This is a genomic window from Pseudoalteromonas sp. BSi20429 (assembly GCF_000238895.1).
Taxonomy (GTDB): domain Bacteria; phylum Pseudomonadota; class Gammaproteobacteria; order Enterobacterales; family Alteromonadaceae; genus Pseudoalteromonas; species Pseudoalteromonas arctica.
The window spans coordinates 1-25130 of the sequence record NZ_BADV01000073.1 but is presented as its reverse complement, the minus strand read 5'-3'; the positions used below and the strand labels follow the sequence as shown (position 1 = coordinate 25130).

The 25130-nt window shown below is 41.2% G+C and carries 26 protein-coding genes, 1 tRNA gene and 1 riboswitch; of the genes, 16 read left to right on the top strand and 11 right to left on the bottom strand.

Annotation, left to right across the window (positions count from 1 at the left end; genetic code table 11):
* Positions 1 to 18: 18 nt before the first annotated feature.
* The 5 genes from P20429_RS05645 to P20429_RS05665 are packed head-to-tail and all read right to left on the bottom strand — an operon-like array spanning position 19 to position 3581.
* Entirely contained in the window at positions 19 to 675 is a 657-nt protein-coding gene (locus tag P20429_RS05645) for an energy transducer TonB (protein ID WP_007585060.1), read from the bottom strand.
* Between the two features lies 1 nt (position 676).
* Positions 677 to 1081 carry a biopolymer transporter ExbD gene (locus tag P20429_RS05650; RefSeq protein WP_007585059.1) on the bottom strand — a complete coding sequence of 135 codons (405 nt, stop codon included), beginning with the start codon at positions 1079 to 1081 and terminating at the stop codon, positions 677 to 679.
* A gap of 4 nt (positions 1082 to 1085) precedes the next feature.
* Positions 1086 to 1466 carry a MotA/TolQ/ExbB proton channel family protein gene (locus tag P20429_RS05655; protein WP_002960812.1) on the bottom strand — a complete coding sequence of 127 codons (381 nt, stop codon included), beginning with the start codon at positions 1464 to 1466 and terminating at the stop codon, positions 1086 to 1088.
* Positions 1459 to 2808, bottom strand: a complete 1350-nt coding sequence (locus P20429_RS05660; protein ID WP_007585057.1) for a MotA/TolQ/ExbB proton channel family protein — start codon at positions 2806 to 2808, stop codon at positions 1459 to 1461. Before P20429_RS05660 ends, P20429_RS05655 begins: the two co-directional genes overlap by 8 nt.
* Positions 2808 to 3581 carry a DUF3450 family protein gene (locus P20429_RS05665; protein ID WP_007585054.1) on the bottom strand — a complete coding sequence of 258 codons (774 nt, stop codon included), beginning with the start codon at positions 3579 to 3581 and terminating at the stop codon, positions 2808 to 2810. The genes P20429_RS05660 and P20429_RS05665 overlap by 1 nt, the downstream gene beginning before the upstream one ends.
* A gap of 217 nt (positions 3582 to 3798) precedes the next feature.
* Between P20429_RS05665 and P20429_RS05670 the strand changes: the two genes are divergently transcribed.
* Together P20429_RS05670 and P20429_RS05675 are read left to right on the top strand one after the other, a co-directional pair.
* Positions 3799 to 5979: a TonB-dependent siderophore receptor gene (locus P20429_RS05670; protein WP_007585052.1), complete on the top strand. Its 2181-nt coding sequence runs from the start codon at positions 3799 to 3801 to the stop codon at positions 5977 to 5979.
* Positions 5980 to 6056: 77 nt separating this feature from the next.
* On the top strand, positions 6057 to 6737 hold the full coding sequence (locus tag P20429_RS05675; RefSeq protein WP_007585050.1) for a Fe2+-dependent dioxygenase: 681 nt from the start codon (positions 6057 to 6059) through the stop codon (positions 6735 to 6737).
* Between the two features lie 176 nt (positions 6738 to 6913).
* On the opposite strand, the gene galE is transcribed toward P20429_RS05675, so the two are convergent.
* Entirely contained in the window at positions 6914 to 7930 is a 1017-nt protein-coding gene (gene galE, locus P20429_RS05680; RefSeq protein ID WP_007585049.1) for a UDP-glucose 4-epimerase GalE, read from the bottom strand.
* A 279-nt stretch (positions 7931 to 8209) separates the two neighbouring features.
* Here galE and P20429_RS05685 point away from each other — a divergent pair, with 279 nt between their 5' ends.
* Positions 8210 to 8701: a DUF3016 domain-containing protein gene (locus P20429_RS05685; RefSeq protein WP_007585045.1), complete on the top strand. Its 492-nt coding sequence runs from the start codon at positions 8210 to 8212 to the stop codon at positions 8699 to 8701.
* Between the two features lie 48 nt (positions 8702 to 8749).
* Here P20429_RS05685 and P20429_RS05690 read toward each other — a convergent pair whose 3' ends face one another.
* Positions 8750 to 9040, bottom strand: a complete 291-nt coding sequence (locus P20429_RS05690) for a hypothetical protein (RefSeq protein ID WP_007585044.1) — start codon at positions 9038 to 9040, stop codon at positions 8750 to 8752.
* A gap of 71 nt (positions 9041 to 9111) precedes the next feature.
* Here P20429_RS05690 and P20429_RS05695 point away from each other — a divergent pair, with 71 nt between their 5' ends.
* Positions 9112 to 9321 (top strand): hypothetical protein, encoded by a 210-nt coding sequence (locus tag P20429_RS05695; protein WP_002960797.1) that lies wholly within the window; start codon positions 9112 to 9114, stop codon positions 9319 to 9321.
* Here P20429_RS05695 and epmB read toward each other — a convergent pair.
* On the bottom strand, positions 9318 to 10331 hold the full coding sequence (gene epmB, locus P20429_RS05700; RefSeq protein ID WP_033026995.1) for an EF-P beta-lysylation protein EpmB: 1014 nt from the start codon (positions 10329 to 10331) through the stop codon (positions 9318 to 9320). The two genes, P20429_RS05695 and epmB, sit on opposite strands and share 4 nt — an antisense overlap.
* Positions 10332 to 10372: 41 nt before the next feature.
* Between epmB and efp the strand changes: the two genes are divergently transcribed.
* Together efp and epmA are read left to right on the top strand one after the other, a co-directional pair.
* Complete coding sequence (gene efp / locus P20429_RS05705; protein WP_010555265.1) at positions 10373 to 10939, top strand: elongation factor P; 567 nt, start codon at positions 10373 to 10375, stop codon at positions 10937 to 10939.
* Between the two features lie 56 nt (positions 10940 to 10995).
* Positions 10996 to 11970 carry an elongation factor P--(R)-beta-lysine ligase gene (gene epmA / locus P20429_RS05710; RefSeq protein ID WP_007585038.1) on the top strand — a complete coding sequence of 325 codons (975 nt, stop codon included), beginning with the start codon at positions 10996 to 10998 and terminating at the stop codon, positions 11968 to 11970.
* A 162-nt stretch (positions 11971 to 12132) separates the two neighbouring features.
* Here the strand turns inward: epmA and P20429_RS05715 are convergent, their stop codons facing one another.
* Positions 12133 to 14250, bottom strand: a complete 2118-nt coding sequence (locus tag P20429_RS05715; protein ID WP_007585036.1) for a TonB-dependent receptor — start codon at positions 14248 to 14250, stop codon at positions 12133 to 12135.
* 84 nt (positions 14251 to 14334) lie between these two features.
* On the opposite strand from P20429_RS05715, the gene P20429_RS05720 reads away from it, so the two are divergent.
* The 8 genes from P20429_RS05720 to P20429_RS05755 all read left to right on the top strand — a co-directional run bounded on the left by P20429_RS05720 (position 14335) and on the right by P20429_RS05755 (position 22011).
* On the top strand, positions 14335 to 14733 hold the full coding sequence (locus P20429_RS05720) for a thioesterase family protein (protein ID WP_007585034.1): 399 nt from the start codon (positions 14335 to 14337) through the stop codon (positions 14731 to 14733).
* A gap of 126 nt (positions 14734 to 14859) precedes the next feature.
* Complete coding sequence (locus P20429_RS05725) at positions 14860 to 15258, top strand: META domain-containing protein (protein WP_032826923.1); 399 nt, start codon at positions 14860 to 14862, stop codon at positions 15256 to 15258.
* A 107-nt stretch (positions 15259 to 15365) separates the two neighbouring features.
* A riboswitch (TPP riboswitch) is annotated at positions 15366 to 15480 on the top strand.
* 140 nt (positions 15481 to 15620) lie between these two features.
* Entirely contained in the window at positions 15621 to 17573 is a 1953-nt protein-coding gene (thiC, locus tag P20429_RS05730; protein ID WP_007585029.1) for a phosphomethylpyrimidine synthase ThiC, read from the top strand.
* Between the two features lie 106 nt (positions 17574 to 17679).
* Entirely contained in the window at positions 17680 to 18681 is a 1002-nt protein-coding gene (locus P20429_RS05735; protein ID WP_007585028.1) for an FAD-dependent oxidoreductase, read from the top strand.
* A gap of 7 nt (positions 18682 to 18688) precedes the next feature.
* On the top strand, positions 18689 to 18883 hold the full coding sequence (thiS, locus tag P20429_RS05740; RefSeq protein WP_002960781.1) for a sulfur carrier protein ThiS: 195 nt from the start codon (positions 18689 to 18691) through the stop codon (positions 18881 to 18883).
* 5 nt (positions 18884 to 18888) lie between these two features.
* A complete protein-coding gene (locus tag P20429_RS05745; RefSeq protein ID WP_007585027.1) occupies positions 18889 to 19680 on the top strand; it encodes a thiazole synthase in 792 nt (263 codons plus the stop codon).
* Positions 19681 to 19690: 10 nt separating this feature from the next.
* Positions 19691 to 21226 carry a thiamine phosphate synthase gene (thiE, locus tag P20429_RS05750; RefSeq protein ID WP_007585026.1) on the top strand — a complete coding sequence of 512 codons (1536 nt, stop codon included), beginning with the start codon at positions 19691 to 19693 and terminating at the stop codon, positions 21224 to 21226.
* 35 nt (positions 21227 to 21261) lie between these two features.
* Positions 21262 to 22011 (top strand): HesA/MoeB/ThiF family protein, encoded by a 750-nt coding sequence (locus tag P20429_RS05755; protein WP_007585025.1) that lies wholly within the window; start codon positions 21262 to 21264, stop codon positions 22009 to 22011.
* A gap of 331 nt (positions 22012 to 22342) precedes the next feature.
* Here P20429_RS05755 and asd read toward each other — a convergent pair whose 3' ends face one another.
* Both asd and rsgA read right to left on the bottom strand, forming a co-directional pair.
* Positions 22343 to 23209, bottom strand: coding sequence for an archaetidylserine decarboxylase (gene asd / locus P20429_RS05760; RefSeq protein ID WP_007585023.1), 867 nt, complete (start codon positions 23207 to 23209; stop codon positions 22343 to 22345).
* A gap of 15 nt (positions 23210 to 23224) precedes the next feature.
* A complete protein-coding gene (gene rsgA / locus P20429_RS05765) occupies positions 23225 to 24283 on the bottom strand; it encodes a small ribosomal subunit biogenesis GTPase RsgA (protein WP_007585021.1) in 1059 nt (352 codons plus the stop codon).
* 121 nt (positions 24284 to 24404) lie between these two features.
* Between rsgA and orn the strand changes: the two genes are divergently transcribed.
* Complete coding sequence (gene orn / locus P20429_RS05770) at positions 24405 to 24950, top strand: oligoribonuclease (RefSeq protein ID WP_007585019.1); 546 nt, start codon at positions 24405 to 24407, stop codon at positions 24948 to 24950.
* 105 nt (positions 24951 to 25055) lie between these two features.
* A tRNA-Gly gene (locus tag P20429_RS19770) sits at positions 25056 to 25128 on the top strand.
* Positions 25129 to 25130: the final 2 nt, after the last annotated feature.

The following is a 25130-nucleotide window of genomic DNA, read 5'->3' as shown; positions in this document are numbered from 1 at the left end:
TTTTTCATTTTAATAGGCTTAAGGTTTAAATTCGATTGGCCAAATAAAGCGAGCGCGTACGGTTTCACCTTCTTTTTTAGGTGCACTAAAGCGGCTTTGTTTAATAATTTTGTCGATAGCTGGTTTAAGTTCAGGGTATGGGTTTTGTACTACCTCAATTAAACTTACCTTGCCACTTTCATCAATAAATACATCGAGTTTTACAGTAAATACATCAACACCTCGGCGGGTTAAGCTTTTTGGTAAAACGGCCTTGACGGGAGTAAGCAAAGTGGGGAGACCATCGAGTTGATTTAAGCTAAATGCATCCCAATTTACACTCATTGATTGCCATTGTGGCGCGCTTACTTTTACGCTAGGTGTATCGGGTTTTACAATACTTAAATTGCTGTTGATCTTAATTTTTACGGCTTGAATAGACGCGCCTGCACCTTCTACCGCTAAGCTTTGCATTGGCTCACTTGTTTGCTGTTGCGATATTGATGGCGGAGGAGGAGGTGGCAGTGCCACCATGGCAATCTCACGTACAACCACTTTGTCTTGTATATGGTGTTCGGCAAGTTGTCCAAGCCATAAAAGTAGTAATGCAGCACTAAGTACAATGAGGCTAAGGCCAAATGCAAAAAGTGGATGGCGATTGTTTTTTGTTTTTTGAGACGAGTCAATCGTGTGCATATTATTGCTTCGTAGCTAAGTTAACTTTCGCCGCACCTGCCAGCTTTGCTTCGTCAATTACTTGAACAAGTAACTCAGTAGGTACTGTTTTATCAGCTTGAATAACCACAGGGCGTTGTTGCTGTTTTAACATTTGCTCGACACTACTACGTACACCAGCAACACCAATTTGGCTGCCATCAAAAAATACTTGTTGAGAGTCGGTTATTGCTAAAAATATAACTTGCTGCTCAAGACGACTGGCCGATACGGCTTGTGGTTTATCAACCTCAACACCGCTTTCGCGTACAAATACGGTTGTAACAATAAAAAATATTAGCAATATAAATACTACATCAAGTAGCGGCGACATATCGATATGTTGCCCCGCTTCTTGCTCTAGCTTGTGCTTTAATCGTGATTGCATAGTGTTACCCTAACTGTTTACTTAACGTATGTAATTTAGGATTACGCTGCGAATACGCTAAATACGCTTGCATTAACCACGCGGGAATAGCGCACACAAGGCCCAATTGAGTTGTTAGTAATGCATCACCAATGGCGTCACTCATTAACTCGTTATGGCCCAGCGCCATTACTTTAAATGTATCAAGCAAACCAACAATGGTGCCTAATAAACCAAGTAGCGGAAGCGCTGCAGTTAAAATAGAGCTTACCTCTTGCCAGTAACCTTTACGCTGCGCTTGGTATTGTTTAAGGTGCAGTAAGTCATGAAAAATCAGCTGGTATACAAATAAAGCGAGTAAAAGAATACACCAGCAAATAGGGTTACTAACGATTTTTTCAAACATTGGTCTCTCCTTTTTCTAGTTGACTTAGCTGTAATGCAAAGCCTTCGAGCTGGCTGTAGTACGCTTTTGCTTTACGTGATAGCAATGCATTTAATACCAATGCAGGGATGGCAACGACTAAACCCAATTCGGTTGTTATAAGTGCTTGTGCGATACCGCCCGATACAACTTCTGGGTCACCTGAGCCAAACAAGGTCATCATTTTAAATGTTTCGATCATGCCGCTAACAGTGCCTAATAACCCGAGTAATGGGGCTACTGCAGCCGTAACGGCAATAGCGCCAATAAAGTTATCGAGTTTATGCTTATCATGAATTAACTGATTAAATAATTGGTCGTCTCGTACTTGGCCTTTTTCGCTTTGCAGCGTTAAGTTAAATAACTGCTGCTGCATGCCTGCAAATTCATTGCTATTTTCAGCTTTAAAAAATTGCTGTAATTGCATTTGAGAGTGCATTTTAATTTTACTTAAACGTAGTAGCTGTGCGGCTTTTAATAGCGCAATGGTTAGTGCAAAGCAGGCAAACAAAATAATAGGGATAGCCCACAAGCCGCCTTTTTCTAAGTGTTCAAGCGGGCTTTCTTGTTGGGCTTGGCTAGTCACTAAGTGCGTTAAACTAGGATCAAAACTAAGTAATGTTGAGCCTACACCGTTTTGCTTTAAAGTATTATCGAGTGGGTTATCGTCACTTGTTGATTGTACTAACGCTACTTTTAATGCATTAGATTCATCATCCAAATTTAATAAACCCATAAGTTTAGGTGTTTGCGTACTAAACCATGCAACAGGGCCTACTTGAAGGGTATTAGCTTGGCTTAATTCGCCATTACTTAGTACAACCGATTGCTTTTTAAACTGTGGATAAAGTGCCTGTTCTTGATTATTAATTTGCGATATAACGCGGCTTAATAACTCGTTTTGGTTATTAGTCGCGTTGTTATTGCCTGAACCATTGCCTGCACTATTACCGGCACTATTGCTGGTATTTTGGCGCACAAAACGGCTAAGTAAGTTTAATTGATATTGCTGTTGCTGTTGCCAAGTGTCTAATCGGGTTTGTAACTGATCGAGGCTTAATGTGTTTTCGTCAGCTAGGCGGCGATTAACTGCGGCTTGTTCGCGTAATTTACTGAGCGATTGCTGCTTGGTAAAAATTTGCTTTGCAAGGGTAGCTTGCCCTTTTGAAATACTATTTTGAGTTTTATTTAGAGTACGTTGCGCTGTTTTAATATCACTTAAAATACTTTGTTTAGCATCATCACTGCTAGCTGCAAAAGAAATGTTTGCACTTAAAAGTAACACTGTGGCGCTAAATACTTTAATTATGCTGTTAGTAGCCATTATTTAGCCCCCTGCTGGTTTTTATTTACATAACTTAATATTGGGAGTGTTACCCAATCAGCAGCGCGCTTTTTTTGCTGTACAGCAATACCCAGTGCAACTTGTTCTGCATTAATGCTTGGGTCAAATTCCCACTGCCAACCTAAGTCACTTGGAAAACCAATACCTACGTAACTTAAATCTTCGCTTACAAACCATGCTTGTGCTGCACCTAAATAAAGCTGCTTTACCCACACTTCTTGCCCGTCAGGATGCTTAATAGCCATTTCGTGAATTGAAATACGTTGTTGAAAATCATTAAGTAGAGTCAGCATTTTTAGCGCTGTTTGTAATTTGTCAGTTGTACGGAGTTGTGAGTCGCTTAAATCACCGGCGTTTTTCCAACTACTTAAAAGTGGCGGGGGGAGTTGCACTTGTAATGAAAGTAATTGCTGAGAGATACGTGCTAGTTGATCATTTAATTGCTGTTGATCATTTTCAAGTTCTGATTGCTTAGTAACAAGTTGTTCGCGTTTTTGGGCAAGCTCACTGGTGCTTTTTTTTCTACGCTGATTAAGCTCGCTAAGTTGCTGCTGCTCGGCATTAAGAAGCGTTAAGGTTTGCTCCATACTGCTTTTTTGTTCAAGCCAATGAGTATTTAATTCTGTGTTTTGATTTTCTATTTGTAGCCATTTATTAACGAGTTGTTCTAGCTCACTAACAGTGTCGGCTTTTACTGCCATGGTGCTACAAAGCGCGATAACTACGCTAATTGGTTTAATTAAGCTTCGCATTACTTAACAACAATCCTGAAAGTTACGACAAGCAATTACAGGGACGTAATTACTGTTAATTTTTGAGTGTGTATACAATATAGGAATTTACATAACAATGCAATTGATAACAGTTATCGTTTACATTGCGTTGTTTGAGTGGTAGGATTTCGCCGAAATTAAATATGTACCTTAAATTAACAATAGTTAAGTGCTTAATAAAAACTACGGAGTAACCATGAGTAAGCCATCGAATAAAGGGAATGCCTACATAAAGCCAATTGCAGCGGTTGTTACGGCAACGCTTTCAACTTGGGCAAGTGCACAGGATGTTCAAGAACTATCGGTAACTAAAGCAGAAACTAAAACCGAGTCTAGCTATGTTGTTGAAAAATCAACGTCGCATAAATACACTCAACCGCTACTTGATACAGCTAAAACTGTAACGGTAATTAACCAAGCGGTAATGAAAGATAGAAACGTAGATAGCTTACGTGATGCTTTGCGTAATGTTTCAGGTATTTCTTTAGCAGCAGGTGAGGGTGGTTCACCTACTGGCGACAGCATGTCGATTCGTGGTTTTAGTGCTACAAATGATATTTTTGTAGATGGTATTCGTGATGTTGCAGGTTACACACGCGATATTTACAACATTGAAGCCGTTGAAGTTGCAAAAGGCCCAGGTTCAGCTGTTTCTGGTCGTGGCGCAACAGGTGGTAGTGTTAATTTAGAAAGTAAAAAGGCGAAGTTAGACAATTTTAACGACGTTTCGCTACGTTTAGGCACAGAAAACGATTACCGTGGTCGTTTTGATACTAACATTCAAGTAAACGATACAAGCGCACTACGTATAAACCTTCTTACTGATAAAGGTGATGTTGCAGGTCGTGACCATATTGAAAACGAAACAAATGCTGTTGCGTTTGCATTTGCAACAGGGCTTGGTACAAACAGCCGTTTTGATTTAAACCTAGAGTATCAACGCCAAGATAATTTACCAGATTACGGCATTCCGTGGGTTTACAGCGATACGCCTGTAGCTGAACTTGCAGATAGCGCGCGCTCACCTTCTCCTGTCGATTTTGATAACTTTTACGGTAATATTTATCGTGATTACGAAGATATTGAAGCCTACTCAACAACAGCTCGTTATGAGTATGATTTTTCTCAAAATGCTACGTTACGTGTGCAAGGTCGTTTAGGTAAAGTAAAACGTGAATCAGTAACAACTGCACCGCGTTATTTCTCGGTTACAACAGACACTGACATTACCTTTGCAGATGAAAAAACACGTGATACTGAAAATTCACTTGCTGCACTTCAAGTTGATTTAATTGGTAACTATGAATTTGCTGGCTTTACTCACGATGTTGTAGTGGGTGTTGAACTTGCAAATGAAACGTTTACACGCCATAACTTTGTTGCAACTACGCCTGATAACCTAATTGAAGATGGAATACGCAACGACTTATACAATCCTGATGCAACAATTGCATTTACGGGTGTGTATGGCCGTGACGGTACAAGCATTGAAGCTAAAGCTAAAAACCAAGCTATTTATGCATTTGATACAGTGACACTTAACAAGCAGTGGGAAGTTACAGGCGGAATTCGCTTTGATAGCTTCACTACGGATTATCACAACGATTACAATGATCCAAGCGCTTTAATTTCTACAAGTGACGACTTATTTAGCTGGAATGCAGCTGTAGTTTATAAACCTACAGAAAACGGCAGTGTATATTTAGGCGCAGGTAATTCATTCAATCCATCGGCTGAAAGCCTAACGGTATCTACGCGTTCAAATGCAGCTGATTTAGACGCAGAAGAAAGCCGTAGTTATGAATTAGGAACTAAATGGAGCCTAATGGATGGTCGCCTGCAAACTAATGCTGCACTTTTCCGTACTGAAAAAACTAATGCCCGTACTGATGACCCATTTGCAGATAGCTCAAGTGACGAAATACTCGGTGGTGAGCAGCGCGTACAAGGTTTAGAGCTTTCAGCAACTGGGCTAATTACTAAAGAGTGGACTGTAATTGCTTCATACACTTACCAAGATAGCGAAGTAACTAAAGCATTAGGCGACGACGCAACTCAAATTGGTAACGAGCTTGCACGTACGCCTAAAAATAGCGCGAGTGTTTGGACTACGTACGATATGTCGGATAAATTATCGTTTGGTTTAGGTGCGCAATATGTAGGTGAGCGTTACAACGGGACTACTTCAACACGTTCTCGTGCGCCAGGTTATACTATTTTTGACCTGATGGTTGCGTATGACATATCAAAAGATTTGAGCCTGCAGTTTAATGGTGAAAACTTAGGTGATAAAGATTACGTTGATCAGTTAGGTGGTGGACACTTTGTACCAGGTGATGGTCGTAAGTTTAGCTTAACAGCGAGCTACTCTTTCTAAGAGTAAAATAAGTACGGCATAAAAGGGCAGAGTTAACTCTGCCCTTAATTATTTGATGAAAATGTGAGAGGGCGCACATGCTAGTTAAAATTCCAGAGCTACTAACGAAAGAAGAAGTGGCGTATTGTCATGAGGTTTTGCTTAAAGCGCAGTGGGCCGATGGCAGTATTACCGCAGGGCATCAATCAACCAAAGCAAAAAATAACTTACAGCTACCCGAAAATAGCCCTGAATGCCAAGAGCTTGGCGACATTATTATGGCAGCACTTGCGCGCAGTAATTTGTTTATGTCGGCAGCGCTCCCCGCAAAAATTTTTCCTCCGCTTTTTAACTGTTATCAAGGTGGGCAATCGTTTGGTGTGCATGTAGATAATGCGATTAGACAAGTGCCGGGTACGCCAGTAAAAATTCGTACAGATGTATCAATGACGTTATTTATTAATGACCCCGAAGACTATGAGGGCGGTGAACTTGTTATTGAAGACACTTATGGCTCACACAGCGTAAAGCTGCCAGCAGGCAGTATGGTGTTGTACCCTTCAACGAGTTTACATCGTGTAATGCCAGTAACAAGTGGGCGCAGATTAGCCTCATTCTTTTGGTTACAGAGCATGGTAAACAGCGACGAAAAACGTGGTTTACTCTTTGATTTAGATATGTCGATTCAAAGTTTGCGCAGCAAAGTAGAAGATAGCCCAGAGATTATTCAATTAACAGGGGTTTATCATAACTTGCTAAGACAGTGGGCGCAGACATAACGAAGATACTCGTTATTAAATATTGGATATTAGATATAAGTAATTAAAAGCTGCGCTTTTCGCGTGAGTAAGCTCTACGCCTACGACGCAGCCATAAAATTGAATTCGGTGTTTAAAATACTCGGTATGCGCGGCTTGATGCCGCGCACTTATTGTAAGCGCAAAGCTTGTTTTACTTAACCCTTATAACCGTTAGGGTTATTTGACTGCCAACGCCATGTATCTTGCATCATTTCATCAATACCGCGCACTGCTTCCCAGCCAAGTTCATTAAGTGCTTTTTCTGGCGCTGCATAACACGCTGCAATATCACCAGGGCGGCGAGGTGAAACCTGATAGGGTACAGCTTGATCGCTTGCTTTAATAAATGCATTAACCATTTGTAGTACAGAGTAACCGTTACCAGTACCTAGGTTATAAACTAATGCACCCGTGCTGCTGGCAATTTTATCAAGGGCTTTTAAGTGGCCAATAGCTAAATCTACAACGTGTATATAGTCGCGTACACCTGTGCCATCAACTGTGTCGTAGTCATCACCAAATACAGCGAGCTGTTTTAATTTACCTACCGCTACTTGTGCGATAAACGGTAAAAGGTTGTTTGGAATACCATTAGGATCTTCACCAATTAAGCCCGACTCATGTGCACCCACTGGGTTAAAGTAACGCAAAATAGCAAACGCAAAGCGCTCATCTGATTTGGCGATATCTTGTAGCATCATCTCAACCATCAGCTTAGATGTGCCGTACGGGTTAGTAGTACCGCCTACAGGAAAGTCTTCTTTAATTGGTAAGCTTGCAGGGTCGCCGTATACCGTGGCTGACGAGCTAAATACCAATTTAAATACACCAGCATCGCGCATTGCATCAACAAGCGTAAGCGTACCTTGTACATTGTTTTGATAGTACTCAATGGGCTTTGCAACCGACTCGCCCACTGATTTTAAGCCCGCAAAATGTATAACACTATCAACCGTGTGTTTTGCAAATACTGAATCTAAAAAGAATTTATCGAGAATATCGCCTTGGTAAAAAGTGGCCTCTTTGCCTGTAATATTCTTTACGCGCGCAAGTGATTCTTGTGATGAGTTACTTAAATTATCAATAACAACAACATCGTTACCTTGCTGTAAAAGTTCTAAAACAGTGTGCGAGCCAATATAGCCAGCGCCACCGGTTACTAAAATAGTCATGAAAGCTCCGTGGGTACCTTTTATCAATTGAGTTAATTTCACCATAAATAGAGGTGATTTACATGCTTTATCTGTAATTTCTATAGTTTAAATAACATCTTTTTTTAATAACGGTAAATTAAGTACTTTTGATTACATTTTACTCAGTACAAGTAACACTTTATACGTAAGATTAAGTTATAGTTAATAAACAAGTGCTAAAATGAGTCTAGTAATAGCTAATGCTAGGTTTACTCCAATCTACACTTTTGTGATTGGTCTACCTCTTTGGAGAAAGATATGAATTTAGTTAAAAAAATAGCAACAACAATGTGTATTGCATTACCTGCGCTTGCCCATGCTGGTGAGTCTGTTGTTAAATGGCATGACTTTAATGATTATCGTGATGTGCGAGCGTCAAACCAAACAAAGAGCTCATATCACAAAAGTGTGGTAGCAAGTTTCGAAAAGCATATGGCTAAACTAGCCGAGCAATTGCCAAAAGACTATAAATTAAACGTAGAGTTTACAGATTTAGATTTAGCAGGTGATGTGCGTTATGGCGGTATGGACGAAATTCGTGTAGTAAAACCAATTTACTTTCCACGCATTAAGTTAAATTATTCGTTAACCGATAACGACGGTACAGTGCTAAGTAAAGATACTGATGTGGAGCTTAAAGATATGGGCTTTATGGATAAAATTAAAATGGGCCGCGACGAATCATTTTATTACGAAAAACGCTTACTAACAGAGTGGTTTGGTGAACAAATATTACCAAGTTTAGATTAACTGAAAATAAAAATGCCGCTAAATAGCGGCATTTTTATTTTTTAAGCTTTACTTAAAAGTAGCTAACAACGTGAGTATTTGTTGTAACTTAATAACGGTTGTTTTCAGTTTTTCTTCTTCAAAACCATCGTTAGATAAGCTTTCAACATCAGCGGCTACGTCGAGTACGTAAGGCTTAAAACGTTTAGCTTCAAAGCTAAAGCCTGAATCGGCAGTAAATAAGGCTTTAAACTTACCGTGACCTTGCTGTTGAAGCTCGTCGAGTTTTTTGTCAGCATCAAGTGCCTGACGATAAACAATTTTTAAGTTGGCATTGAGTTGTTCAATAATAGAATCCATGGTTTTCCTAAAGCTTTGCACTGCATTGCCGACATAATACTTGGATTACATTTAAAAGTCAGGTTTGTTATATGAATATATCAGGCACAAGTTTACCCGCTGTTTCTGGCTCAGGCCAAGGCAGTGAGCTTTACAGCGCTGCTTTATCTAAAAAGCAGCAGTTAGCAGATGGCGCGGCGGCTCTTGCACTTATTGAAGGTGCTGCACAATCGTCAAGTGCGCAAACACCGGCTAAATCGGTAACTGCATCATTGGGTAACAACGTAAATATATACGTTTAAATTAGCTTAAGATCGATAGGTGTTTTGCTTTTTTGACCACCGATTTCTCTTACTAATTTAGGCACTAAAAATCCAGGCAGAGCTTTTAATAGCTCTGCCATTATTTTTATAGCGTCTTCTTCGTTAATATCAAAGTGGCTGGCCCCTTCAACTTTATCGAGCAAATACAAATAATACGGTAATACGTCTGCGTCAAATAACGCTTCGCTTAAATTTATTTGCGCATCGAGCGTATCGTTCACATCTTTTAAAATTACAGCTTGGTTTAAAAGCGTTACGTTTGCTTGTTTAAGCTTTTGCATAGCTGCTTTAAAATCAGCGTCTATTTCGTTGGCGTGGTTTATGTGATTAATAAAAATAATTTTTAATGGCGATTTTGCTAATCTCTCACATAACTCATCGGTAACTCGCGCCGGTATAACTACTGGCAGACGGCTATGAATTCGCATTCGTTTTATTTGTGGTAATTGCTCAAGCTCATCCAAAAACCAGCTTATTGCATCGTCTTTGGCCATCAGTGGATCGCCACCACTTAAAATCACTTCGTTTATATTGCTATCTGATTTTATATAGCTCAGTGTTTCTAGCAGACTTTTTTTATTGAGTTGGTTTTCTTGATACGGAAAATGCCTTCTAAAGCAGTAACGACAATTTACAGCACAGCCGGTTTTAAACATCACCAAAACACGCGATTTGTACTTATGTAAAAGGCCTGGTTGGTCGTTATCTTGCTCAAGTAGGGGATCTTTATTAAAACCCGATTTAGTCAAAAATTCTTGATGGCGTGGCATAACTTGTAGCAAAAGAGGATCGTTTGGATCGCCTTTGCGTATTTTTTTTATAAAAGGGATAGGCACGCGTACCGGAAATAAACTACGGGCTTTTAGGTCGTTTTCATGGACTTGGCTCGATAAACCGACCATTTCAAGCAAGGTTTTTGGGCAGGTAACTACATTTGCTAATTCTTTTTGCCAGTTTTTATGCAAATTTGCTTCATTTCTTTGTATCATTGGCATGTAGATTACTCGAAAAAATATAAATAGAGGAAACGATGGCGAATTATAGCACCAACGAGTTCAAGGGCGGCCTAAAAATTATGATGGACGGCGAGCCTTGCAGTATCTTAGAAAATGAAATGGTAAAACCTGGTAAAGGCCAGGCGTTTAACCGTGTTCGTATCCGTAAACTTATCTCTGGTAAGGTGCTTGAAAAAACCTTTAAATCGGGTGAATCAGTTGAAGGTGCTGATGTAATGGATACTGATTTAGCGTATCTATACACAGACGGCGAATTTTGGCATTTCATGAACAACGAAACATTTGAGCAAATTGCTGCTGACGAAAAAGCACTAGGCGATTCAGTAAAATGGTTAGTTGAAAATGATTTATGCACAATTACACTATGGAACGGCAGCCCTATTGCTGTTACACCACCTAACTTTGTTGAGCTTGAGATCACTGAAACTGATCCTGGCCTTAAAGGCGATACAGCGGGTACTGGTGGTAAACCAGCAACGCTTAGCACAGGCGCTGTGGTACGAGTTCCATTATTCGTACAAATTGGCGAAGTAATTAAAGTAGACACTCGTAACGGTGAATACGTAAGCCGTGTTAAGTAAGCTTTAACATTGTTTATAAAATCCCAGCTTACGCTGGGATTTTTTTTGGAGAAAATATGTCAGCAGATCTTTGGGCCCCAAGCGCAAGCATTGAAACACTAAAACAACGCGCAGCGATATTACGTAGCATCCGTGAATTTTTTTATGCACGTGATGTTTTAGAAGTAGAAACGCCAAGCTTAAGTGCTGCCAGTGTAACCGATGTGCACTTAGCTAGTTTTAATACCAAATTTGTAGGTCCAGGGCATGCTGGTGGGCTTCCTCTGTTTTTACAAACATCTCCAGAGTTTGCTATGAAACGCTTGTTAGCAGCAGGCTCAGGCGCTATTTTTCAGCTTTGTAAAGCATTTAGAAATGAAGAAGCGGGTAGCCATCATAATCCCGAATTTACTATGCTGGAATGGTATCGCCCAGGCTTTGATGAATTTGCACTTATGGATGAAATGGATGAGCTAATGCAGCTTGTTTTAGGTGTCGCGCCTGCAACTAGACTTACCTATCAGCAAGCGTTTGAAAAAGCACTCGGCCTCGATCCGTTAACAGCAAGCATAGAGCAATTAAAGCAACTAGCGTGTGAGCAGGGATTTGCTGATATAGCCCAAAATGAAACGCATAAAGATACCTTACTGCAATTATTATTTTGTATGAAAGTAGAGCCTACAATAGGACAAGAAAAACCGTGTTTTGTTTATCATTTTCCAGCTTCTCAAGCGGCACTTGCTCAAATTTGTGAACACGATACACGTGTAGCAGGGCGCTTTGAGCTTTATTATAAAAATATGGAGTTAGCGAATGGCTTTAACGAACTCACAAATGCCAGCGAGCAAGCTAAACGTTTTAATGAAGATAACGCATACCGCGCTGAAAACAGTTTAAAGCAAGTGCCAATGGATACGCGTTTAATTAAAGCGCTGGAGCATGGATTACCTCAGTGCGCAGGGGTGGCTTTGGGGATTGATAGGTTGGTAATGCTCGCAACAAATAAAGAAAAAATTAAAGACGTAATAGCGTTTGATGTGCAAAGAGCGTAATGCTTAGCCTGTAGGTGCGAATTTATTTCGCGCTCATGTAATTTAACTTTATAAAAAGCGAGGTATAAAACCTCACCTACAAATAAAAACACCGCGTTTAAATTAAACGCGGTGTTTTTATTTGCTTGCTGTAGCTTTCATTTGAAAGCCAACGGCTGTGCTTTACAGATTAAGTGTAAACGTAACACCTGCAACACGAGGCTCACCTAATTGTGTGTAGGTATGCGTTGTGTAACCATCTTGTGGATCGTTACCAAACTCAAAACCACGTGTAGGGACTGTCTCGTCAAACACGTTACGAGCCCACGCGCGAACTGCCCACATGTCTGCTTCGTAACCAAAGCTTAAGTTAACTAAGTTGCTGCTTGGTGCCTGTGAGTTATGACTATCTGAGAAGTAGTAGTCGTCCTTACCTTCAACACCAATCATACCGTAAAGCTCACTTGTAAAGTTATAGCGAGCAGTAAACGCATACTGGTATTTAGGTGACTGTGCTTGCTCACGACCGTCTTGGTTTAAGCCAGACTGCGTTACAAAGTCATCTATTTCAGTGTTTAAGTAACCAGCACTACCCGTTAAAAATAGATTATCAGTTAGTTGGTAACTACCTTCAACTTCTAATCCGTAGTTGCTACCAGAACTTGCGTTATCAACATAACCGGTAAATTGCTGACCTTCTACTTGCCATGCTTTTAACTGAATATCGTCGCGGTGCATGTAAAATGCAGCTAAGCGAAGCGTAAATTTGTCATCAAGCGATGAGCCTTTAACACCAAATTCGCCACTCCATAAATATTCAGGGTCGAAACTGGTGTGTTGCTGGAAAAAATCAGCGCTTAGGTTTAAGCCTTCATCTTTGGCTTTAGCAAGCGCTTCTGAGTTAATACCGCCAGCTTTGTAGCCACGCGTAATGCTGGTGTAGATCATAGTGCGATCAATCACTTGATATTCAAGTGCTATTTTACCGCCAACCATTACGTCGTCAGTGTCTTGTATAAAGCCATTGCTATCGGTGTAGTCGCCTTGGTATTGCTCTACACGTAAACCTGTAATTAATGTTGTTTTAGGGCCAATTGGAGTCGCTACTTGACCATATACTGCAACGTTACTCGTTTCGTAAGTTGAAGAAAATGGGCTTGCTAACCATGTGTATTGGCGCTCTAAATCAACGTCACGGTTTTGGTAATAAATACCCGCAACCCAGTTACCCGTTTTAGAATTAAACTGTAAATCTACAGACTGATCGTCGCGATCGCGGCTGTAAAGATCGGTTGAGCTGTATCCATCTGGATGTAAGCCAGCAGCACATAACTTTGGCTCACTTGTATCGTTACATACCCAGTCTTCGTCAAAGCTGTAAAGTAATTCGGTATCGATAGCCGATAGGTTTAGATTTACATCAAAAGCGTCAAAACCCGTGTAAGTATTCTTGACACCTATAGCGTAGCTTTCTTGATTATCTTGGCCTGGTTCATCGGCAACACTATTGCGGCTGTTATCAAGCGTAAACGCATCATAGCCATTGTTTATATCAATATAGTGAAGGTTTAGCTCAGTATTTAAATGCTCTGTAAGCTGGCTGTTTATTTTAAAACGCGCTACTTGTTCGTCTTGATTTTGTGTTTCGTCATTTAAGTACAAGTTATCTACGTAACCGTCTGACTTTCTACGAAAGTAGCTAACGCGTGCGCTAGTGTCATCTGTTAAGCCTGTGCTTGCTGCAATACCTGCTTCGCGGGTGTTGTACGTGCCAGCACCTACTTGTAATTTTAAACTTGGATCGCTCGTGGCTTTAGCTGAACCCATTTGGATCATACCGGCCATACCGTCTGCGCCAAAGCGTGTACCTTGTGGACCACGGTAAATTTCTACTTGGTCTATATCAAATAATAATGAGCTGCCACCAAGGCCAGAATAGTTAATACCATCAATTACTAAGCCTACAGATGGATTAATAGGATCTACAAATTGTGAACGAAGTCCCACGCCACGAATTTGGATGTAACGACCACGCGACGCACCAGATGCAAAATTTACATTGGCGGCACTGCCTAACATTTCGTCTAAGTAACTTGCACCACGTTGATTAATTTCATCTTCGCTGAATAAGCTCGCACTCGCGCTTAAAGTTTGAATGCTTTCGCGCTGAAAATCGCCTGTTACAACAATTCTTTCTAGGTCGCTATCATCAGCGTTAGCTGCAATTGGTGCACCAAGCAGCGGTAAAAGTGCGGCAGTAATTAAAGACAAACGTAAGTTCATTGGGTTACTTAACTCCATTTTAGGGACTCGTATGGTAGCAATTATTTAAACACATGTGCTATAAACGCGGCAATTATACGTTAAATAATCAGGATTACTAATATGACCTTTAAAGTTGACTTCAAAGTACGTGATTACGAATGTGACTTACAAGGTATCGTAAATAACAGTGTTTATTTTAATTATTTAGAGCATGCTCGCCATGAATTCTTGTACGCATACGGTATTGATTTTGCTCAATTAGCGAAAGATAAAATTAACCTAGTCGTGATGCGCAGCGAAATGGACTATAAACATTCACTATTACCAGGTGATGAATTTTATGTGGCTGTGGAGCCGCAGCGTATTAGTCGTTTAAAATTTGCGTTTAAGCAAACGGTTATACGTAAAAACGATGAAAAAGTAATGCTCAATGCACTGGTTATAGGAACGTCTGTTAATGAAAAAGGTAGACCGTTTTTACCTGAGCAAATAGATAACGTATTTAAAACTACAACTTAGTACTTAATCGCATAACTTTTGAACTATCATAGAACAAAAATTTACATTTAAAACATGCATTTTTAACGGATAAAGGGCATAAATATTGTTACAATTACATTAATTAGACAATTAGTTAGTAGTAGCATGAAATTAGCAGCAATACCGATGCTTATAGTCGGTTTATGTGTTGGTTGCGCATCAACAGGGACGGTTACCAGTGAGCAGCTTAAATACACCCAATGGCAATTATCACGTGTTGATGGTTTAGCAATTCCACCTTCGTTTAATGCATCAATGAGCTTTATTGAAGCACTGCAAGTAAACGGTTTTGCTGGCTGTAACAAATTTTTTGGTGAAGGCTCGCTTGAAGAAAGTAACCTTACCGTAAGTAAATTAGGAATGACGCGCAAGTCGTGCGGCGAAGAGCTTGATGAGTTTGAGCAGCAGTTATTACAAGCCTTAAAGCAAGGTGCCGAGCTTAAAATGCAAGACCAGCAATTAGTCATGCAAGGCGAGCAAACATTTGTGTTTATCCCTAAATAATTTTAAGTTTTTGAAAAACAGCCCCTTGCGGGCAGTTTTTAACTGACGTACACTCAGCGCAGATTTGTTGAATAATATCTTCGAATCGACGAACAAAATTTATATATCAATACTTGTCGGAGTGCCAAAGCTAAGGAATTAGTTTTTGGCTGAGATCGCGAAAGCGGGATCCGTGAACCTGATCAGGTTAATACCTGCGTAGGGAACAAGCTGCCTAAAATGGGACGCTTGTGCGTCTTTTTTTATGCGCACAATAAAGTGATTTATTTTTTAGGCTGCAAAGTAGCATGTACGCTACTTTACGATCTTTCTCTATTCCTCGGAATATCTGACAAGACAACCCTTAAGCAATGAGGCAAGTCATGTCAAATACTACAAATAAAGCGTCACGCCGAGAAACTCGTGCTGCCGCGTCTGAATATATTTATAACTTAACGGGTCAACCGTTCCCAAATTCTCATAAAGTATACGTTGAAGGTACTCAACCAGGCGTGCGCGTTGGTATGCGTGAAATCACGTTAAGTGATACGTTTATTGGCGGTACAGATGAAAACCCTGTTTATGAGTCAAACGATCCGCTACGTGTTTACGATACGTCGGGCCCGTATACCGATCCTGATTTTGAACTAGACGTGCGCAAAGGCTTACCAAAATTTCGTGAGCAATGGATTGAAAACCGTGGTGACACTGAAATTTTAGAATCAGTGACGTCGCAGTTTTCGCAGCAGCGCATGGCAGATGAAGGGTTGGATCATATTCGCTTTGATCACCTTCCAAAAATTCGCCGTGGTGTCGCTGGTAAAAACGTAACGCAAATGCACTACGCACGCCAAGGGATTATTACCCCTGAAATGGAATACGTAGCCGTTCGCGAAAATATGGGGCGTGCAGAAATTCGTAAAGAATTACTTGCCGCGCAGCATAAAGGCGAGTCGTTTGGTGCGAGTATTCCTGAATTTATTACCCCAGAGTTTGTACGCGACGAAATAGCCCGTGGTCGCGCTATTTTACCAAATAATATAAACCATCCAGAAACAGAACCTATGATTGTAGGCCGTAACTTTTTAGTAAAAGTTAACGCCAACATTGGTAACTCATCAGTAAGCTCATCTATTGAAGAAGAAGTAGAAAAAATGGTGTGGTCTACCCGCTGGGGCGCAGACACCGTGATGGACTTATCAACGGGGCGTTACATTCACGAAACGCGCGAATGGGTTGTACGTAACTCGCCTGTACCTATTGGCACAGTACCGATTTATCAAGCGCTTGAAAAAGTAAACGGTGTGGCTGAGGATTTAACGTGGGAGATTTTCCGCGATACGCTTATAGAGCAAGCCGAGCAGGGTGTTGATTACTTTACTATTCATGCCGGTGTACTGCTTCGCTACGTACCAATGACGGCTAAACGTGTAACCGGTATTGTGTCGCGCGGTGGCTCAATTATGGCTAAGTGGTGCTTAGCGCATCACAAAGAAAACTTTTTATACACGCACTTTGAAGACATTTGCGAAATTTTAAAACAATACGATGTGTGTTTTTCATTAGGTGATGGCCTTCGCCCAGGTTCTATTGCTGATGCCAACGATGAAGCACAGTTTAGTGAGCTGCGCACATTAGGTGAACTGACTAAAATTGCGTGGAAGCACGACGTACAAGTATTTATTGAAGGCCCAGGGCATGTGCCAATGCACATGATTAAAGCCAATATGGACGAGCAATTAAAACATTGTGACGAAGCGCCATTTTATACTTTAGGCCCGTTAACGACCGATATTGCACCAGGGTACGACCATATTACTTCTGGTATTGGTGCCGCTCAAATAGCATGGTACGGCTGTGCAATGCTTTGCTATGTAACACCTAAAGAGCATTTAGGTCTGCCAAATAAAGAAGATGTTAAAGAAGGCTTAATTACCTACAAAATTGCAGCGCATGCCGCCGATTTAGCAAAAGGGCATCCTGGCGCGCAAGAGCGCGATAACGCCTTATCAAAAGCACGCTTTGAGTTTAGATGGCATGACCAATTTAATATTGGTTTAGATCCAGACCGTGCTCGTGAGTATCACGACGAAACTCTGCCGCAAGAGTCAGGCAAAGTGGCTCACTTTTGTTCTATGTGTGGCCCTAAATTTTGCTCTATGAAAATTAGCCAAGAAGTACGCGATTACGCTAAAGATTTAGAAACACGCGGTATTGATCCAAATGACGCTGGCGACGCTATTGAAATAAAAATGATTGATGTAGAAGCCGAAATGAAAGCTAAATCTGCCCAGTTTAAGCAAACAGGCTCAGAAATTTACCACAAAGCGGTATAGCAAGAAGTTAGATACAGATGTAGGTGAGGTTTTATACCTCGCTTCTTTAAATATTGAAGAAGTGCGAGTGAATTCGCACCTACTAATAACTGCTTTTGGAGGTTTTATGTTTTATAACATTGCTGTGGTGGGTTTTGGTTTAGCAGGGCGCTTAGCTGCCCTTGAGCTAAGTAAGTTACATCATGTAACGGTGTTTGAAGCAGACGATGAGCAAACCCCAAATAGCGCCGGTAAAGTGGCAGCAGCCATGCTGGCACCGCTGGCTGAGTCGGTGTTATGCGAGGCTGATTTAGCTTTAATGGGGCTTGATTCAATGAAGCGCTGGCCAGAAATAGTGAGTGGACTTGAGGGGGATGTGTTTTTTCAGCAGCAAGGCACATTGGTCGTTGCGCATCAGCAAGATAAAGGCGATTTACAAAGCTTTACCCAGAGAATAAAGCCTATAGCAGGGCACAGCGCTCAGGCATTGAATGCTCAGCAAATAGCGGAGTTAGAGCCAGAGCTTGCTAATCGGTTTAACCAAGGTCTATTTTTACCCTGCGAGGGGCAAATAGATAACCAAGCCTTTTATAAAGCAAGTTTTAGCATGCTCAATAAGCGCAAAGTTAAGTGTGTGTTTAACCAGCGCGTAACCATTAAAAACGGTGAAATAAATAATCGACCATTTGACTACATTATAGATTGTCGTGGGCTTGGTGCTAAAAGCGATAAACCGCTTAGAGGTGTGCGCGGTGAAGTCGCAAGACTATATGCACCTGAAGTAAATTTAACGCGACCTGTGCGTTTAATGCATCCGCGTTACCCAATTTATATAGCGCCTAAACCTAATCATGAATATGTAATTGGTGCGACCGAAATAGAATCGCAAGATAGCGGCGCCGCAACAGTGCGATCAACTCTTGAGTTACTTTCAGCGGCTTATACCGTACACAGCGGATTTGCCGAAGCACGGCTACTTAATATTCAAACCGGATTACGCCCTGCATTTAGCGATAACCGTCCAGAAGTATCACAAGTTGGTAATGTAATTAGCATTAACGGCTTATATCGTCATGGTTATATGCTTGCACCGGCATTAGTGGCGCAAGTAGTTTCACGAATAGAGTGAGAATAAAATGAACATTACAATTAATGGCGAGCTGCTTAATGTTAATAGCAAAGCACTCGTTGAGGTACTTCAAAGCTTTGGTGCAGTTGCACCTTTTGCTGTGGCTGTTAATGGCGAATTTATTCCACAAAGTCGGCACAGTAACTATGTACTTAATGAGGGCGACAGTGTTGAGTTGCTGTCACCCATTCAAGGCGGATAAAGCTCATGCAAACTAAAGACTGTTTAACTATTTATGGTGAGCAAGTTAATAGCCGTTTATTAATAGGCTCTGCGCTTTATCCGTCGCCTGATGTTATGACCCAATCGATAGTCGCCTCTGGGGCTGAAATTGTTACCGTGTCGCTTAGGCGCCAGCAAAGTGCAACAGCAGGTGATGACTTTTGGCAGCTAATAAAAAATACAGGCTTAAAAATATTGCCTAATACCGCCGGGTGCCACAGTGTTAAAGAAGCGACAACCCTTGCAAAAATGTGCCGAGAGGTATTTGCCACCGATTGGATTAAGCTAGAGCTGATTGGCGATGATTACAATTTACAGCCTGACCCTTTTGCGTTACTTGAAGCCACAAAAATATTAATTAATGATGGCTTTAAAGTATTGCCTTATTGCACCGATGACTTAGTACTTTGTCAGCGCTTAAATGAGCTAGGGTGTGAGGTGCTTATGCCGTGGGGGGCGCCAATAGGCACCGGTAAAGGCTTGTTAAATAGCTATAATTTAAAAACTATTCGAGAGCGTTTACCCGATACCACATTAATAGTAGATGCCGGTTTAGGTTTGCCATCGCATGCCTGCCAAGCACTCGAAATGGGGTATGATGCGGTATTATTAAATTCAGCCATTGCAGGGGCGGGTTGCCCAATTACTATGAGCCGCGCATTTAAAGCCGCAGTTGAAGCAGGGCGCTTTGCATATAAAGCAAAAGCAATGCCTGAAAAAGACGTTGCAGCCCCATCAACCCCAACAATGGGTATGCCATTTTGGCATCAGCAGTGAAGGAGAGAATATGAATAACGTAGTGTGGACAATTGCCGGATCTGATTCGGGCGGCGGTGCAGGTATTCAAGCTGATATAAAAGCAATGCAAAGTTTTGGTGTACATGGCTGCACGGCAATTACGGCGCTTACTGCACAAAATAGTTTAGGCGTAGAAGCTATTAATGCGGTGTCTACCGATATTATTGAATCGCAGTTACTTGCGCTTGAAAAAGACATGAAAGCCAAAGTAATAAAAATTGGCATGTTAGCCAATGTGCAGCAAATTCAGTTGATCAGCGAACATATAAGTCATTATAAAGCTAAGTGGACTGTGCCTCCCGTTATTGTATATGACCCTGTTGCGATTGCTTCAAGCGGTGACTTACTAACAGAAGAGGACACGGTAAGTGCAATAAAAGAATGTTTACTGCCGCTGGTGGATGTAATAACCCCAAACACCCATGAAACACAGTTATTAACCGGTGTGTATTTAATTGGCCCGGCTGCAATAAAAGAAGCGGCTAATAAGCTATTAAGCTGGGGCGCAAAAGCCGTTGTTATTAAAGGCGGACATTGGGATTACCCAAGTGGCTACTGCATTGATTATTGTATTGATAGTAATACACAAAATGGCGAAGAATATTGGTTAGGTAATCAAAAAATACAAACACCGCATAACCACGGCACCGGGTGTAGCATGGCTTCGGTCATTGCTGCGTGTTTAGCTAAAGACTACCCATTAAAAGATGCCTTTATTTTAGCTAAAGCGTATATAAACCAAGGGCTAAAACAGTCGGTACGCTACGGCGAAGGGATTGGACCGGTTGCTCATACATCGTTCCCCACTAATTTAGCTGACTACCCACAAGTAATTGAGCCCGGTAGCTGGCTGGGTGATGAGCTTGATTTTGATGTGCCGCTTGATTTTAATATGGCTGCTGATTTTGCTCCATGTGAAAGTAAATCGCTTGGCTTATATGCGGTTGTAGATAGCACAGATTGGTTAGAAAAATGCTTACAACAAGGCATTAAAACAGCGCAGTTACGCGTTAAAAATAAAACGCAAGATGAGCTTGATGGGCTCATTAAGCAAGCTGTTGAGCTGGGCAAGAAATACAACGCACAGGTATTTATAAACGACTACTGGCAGCTAGCTATTAAACATAGTGCGTATGGTGTGCATTTAGGGCAAGAGGATTTAGACATTGCTAATTTAGCGGCAATTAAAGACGCTGGATTAAGGCTTGGGCTTTCTACTCATGGTTTTTATGAAATGCTACGTGCGCATAATTATCGCCCTAGTTATATGGCATTTGGCGCTATTTACCCAACCACAACAAAAGATATGACAGGTCAAATACAAGGCCTTGAAAAGCTGATTAAGTTTGTACCACTTATGCAAAGCTACCCAACAGTAGCAATAGGCGGTATTGATTTAAGCCGTGCTGAGCAGGTAGCGAAAACAGGCGTAGGCAGTGTTGCAGTAGTGCGTGCGATTACCGAAGCTGATAATTACGTAGAGGCTATAAGCGCTCTGCAAGTGGCCATAAGCAGTGCCAATTAAAACTAACAAGGGTAATACTAATAAGGCTGATAAACGTGAGTGAGCTAAGCGATAAAGAAACCCTGCGTTACAGCCGCCATTTATTGCTTGAAGAAGTTGGGCTTGAAGGGCAATTAGCACTTAAATCCTCAACGGTTGCAGTAGTGGGGGCTGGTGGTCTAGGTAGCCCAGCGCTTTTATATTTAGCCGCTGCAGGTATTGGAACGCTTATTTTAATTGATAATGATGAGGTTGAGCTTTCAAACTTACAGCGCCAAGTGCTTTATAAAATAAATCACTTAGGACAAAGCAAGGTCGCCGCAGCGGGTAAAGTATTAGCGAGTCTTAATAATCAAATAAACATAGTAACGCATTGTCAAAAGCTAGATGAGAGTAATGCAGCTAACATGCTCAAAGGTGCTGACATCGTACTTGATTGCTCTGATAACTTTAGTACTCGCTATAGTGTAAACCGTTATTGTATTAGCAATAAAACACCGTTAATTTCGGGTGCTGCACTCGCAACTAAAGGGCAGTTAATGGGCTTTGATTTTAGGCAAAGTGATAGCCCGTGTTATTGCTGTGTTTTTCCACAAAGTGAAGCTACACCAATTATAAATTGCAGTAACGCAGGAGTAATTAGCCCGCTACTTGGTGTAATAGGCTCTATGCAGGCGCAACTTACGCTTAACTTATTGCTAGGGCATGCAGAGGGGGGTGAATTTATAACCTTTGATGCGCTTACTTTAAAGCAGCAGCATTTCAAAGTGATTAAAGATTCAGAGTGTAAAGAGTGTGGTAAATAGGTTTTTGAGGGAGTTGTGCCTGTTACTATATGTGCCGTTAAAAACTAAAAGCTGCGCTTTTCACGTGAGCAAGCTCTACGTCTACAACACATCAAACTTTTGCACCAAACTTGTAGACGCACAGCTTGCTGGCGTGACGAGCAAAGCTCGTAATTTCTATGCTTTGGTGTCTTCTCATTTACTCCTATTTGTGCAATAAGATCTTAAGTGATTTATTCACAAAGAGGTTAAGAGGGCGCTGCGCTTTTCGCGTAAGCAGGCTTCACGCCTTAAAAAATAAAAAACCGCGTTTAAATAACGCGGTTTTTTTGATTTCTAATTAACGATTGATTTAGTCGTTAATTTTTGCAAACGCAGTACCTAAGCGAGTAACCACTTCTGGTAGTTGATCTTCCAGTATTTCAGCTTTATCAGCACCCCATGCTAGTACCACAGTAGAGCCTAATTTAAAGCGACCCATTTCTTCACCCTTTTTAAGCATGATGGCGTTATCGCCAGTGGTTGGGTATTTCCAACTAAATACATCGCTACCTGCTGGTGGCGTGACAGTACCTGCCCAAATAGTTTCTATGCTGGCTACAATTGTTGCGCCAACAAGTACCATAGCAAGCGGACCAATCTCAGTTTCAAAAATTGCTACTACTCGTTCATTACGCGCAAACAAGTTAGGCACGTTTTGCGCGGTAAGTGGGTTTACTGAAAATAAATCACCTGGCACGTAAATCATTTTGCTTAGTGTGCCATCAATTGGCATATGAATACGATGGTAATCTTTAGGTGCTAAATAAATCGTTGCAAACTTACCGCCTAAAAATGGTGTTGTATCATCTTGTGAGCCGCCTAGTAGCGCTTGTAAGCTGTAATCGTGACCTTTAGCTTGTATTAGCTGTCCGTCAACAATATCGCCTAGCTGGCTGATTGCGCCATCCACTGGATGAATGATGATATTGCTATCTTCTACCATTGGGCGCATGCCGTCTTTTAAAGGGCGAGTAAAAAATTCATTAAAGCTTTTATAGTGAGCCGGATCTGGGTATTGGGCTTCGTTCATATCTACTTTATATTGCTTAATAAATAGTTTAATTAAAGTCGTTGTTAAAGCGCCTGCTTTAGCTGCGGCTAATTTACCGACTACGCGTGAAATAAAATGTTTTGGCATTGCGTACTGCATTGCGATTTTAAATTTGTCTAAACTCACAGTATTTATCCTAAATTATACGCGAGGCGCACGGGCGCCTGCACGGCCATCGGCCATTGTTTCTAAAATTCGGTGGTAGCTGTCAAAGCGCAATTGAGAAATTTTGCCATCTGCTACAGCTTCTTTAACTATACAGCCCGGATCGTTTAAATGTTTACAGTCTCTAAAGCGGCATCCGCCTATAAATTCTCTAAACTCTTTAAAGCACCAGGTTACACGCTCAACATCTAAATGCCATAAACCAAACTCACGAATTCCTGGCGAGTCGATTAGGTTACCGCCACTTGGTAAATGGTGAAGGCGTGAAACAGTTGTTGTGTGCTGGCCTAGGCCGCTGTTTTCAGATACTTCTTTAGTTAATATTTCAGCGTTAGGCAATACAGTATTAACGAGGGTTGATTTACCCACACCACTTTGGCCAACAAAAATATTATTTTTATCAACAAGTACTTCTTTTAATTTATCAATACCATCGCCTGATATATTACTAACAAGGAGTACTTGGTAATCAAGTTTACGATAGATATCGAGAACTTTTTGTATTTCGTTAAGGCCTGCTTCGTCAATTAAATCGGTTTTATTGAGCACTAAAATTGGCTCAATGCCCATATCTTCACAGGCTATTAAATAACGGTCGATAATACTGGGTGTAAATTCGGGTAATACCGCCGATACCATGAGTATTTGGTCAATGTTGGCTGCAATAACTTTAACACCGTCGTAAAAATCAGGGCGGGTAAGTTGCGAGCGACGCTCTTGCGTGGCTTCAATTACACCGGCTAAATCACCTTCACTTACTTTGGCACGGCGAAATAATACTTCATCACCACATACTAAATTAGACACAGTACGGCGTATATTACAGCGAAGTACATCGCCATTTTCAGTTTCGACATCGGCGTGTTGGCCAAAACGACTGATCACAATTGCGCTCTCGACCTGACCTAAGTTATCGGTTTGCCATTCTTGCGCTCCTTTTTTAGCCGGTCTTGAGTCTGCGCTATTAATGCGCTTTTGGTGATTGGCCTTGATCTGACGCGATTGGCCTTTACTTAATTTTTTTTGTTTTGCCACTGGAGGCCTATAACCTTAGTTAAATGTCGCTTTTCCTAAAAAAAGCTTTAGCTCGACGGTTGATGCTAATATGATATATCGAAATGCGTTGGATCTAAAGGAAAGCACCGCTTAGGTAATTATGACTATTAATAAATCAAATTTAATTTGGCTCGATCTTGAAATGACAGGGCTCGAACCAGAGACCGATAAAATACTCGAAATTGCGACGGTTGTCACTGACGCAGACCTGAATATATTAGCCGAAGGGCCAACTATAGCTATTCATCAAAGTGATGAATTACTAAATGGCATGGACGAGTGGTGTACTACTCAACATGGTAAGTCGGGTTTAACAGCACGCTGCAAAGCAAGTACCTTTGATGAAGCCTATGCTGTAGAGCAAACTTTAGCGTTTTTAAAGCAGTGGGTACCAGCAGGCACTTCGCCAATGTGTGGTAATTCAATTGGTCAAGACCGCCGCTTTATGAATAAATATATGCGCGAGCTTGAAGACTTCTTTCATTACAGAAATCTTGATGTGAGTACTATTAAAGAATTAGCACGTCGCTGGAAACCAGAAGTGCTTGCAAAAGTGAACAAAAAAGGCTCACACCTTGCTTTGGATGACATTAAAGATTCGATTATGGAATTAAAAGTCTATAGAGAAAATTTCTTTAATTTGTAAAAAACACTTGCAAACAGACTGTATTATTGTAGAATCCTGCCCCGCTCAAGACGATAACCCACGCGGGGTTAGTGTGTTTGAGTGATTGAATTACCATCAATAAATGCGGTACTAGCTCAGTTGGTAGAGCGCGACCTTGCCAAGGTCGAGGTCACGAGTTCGAGCCTCGTGTACCGCTCC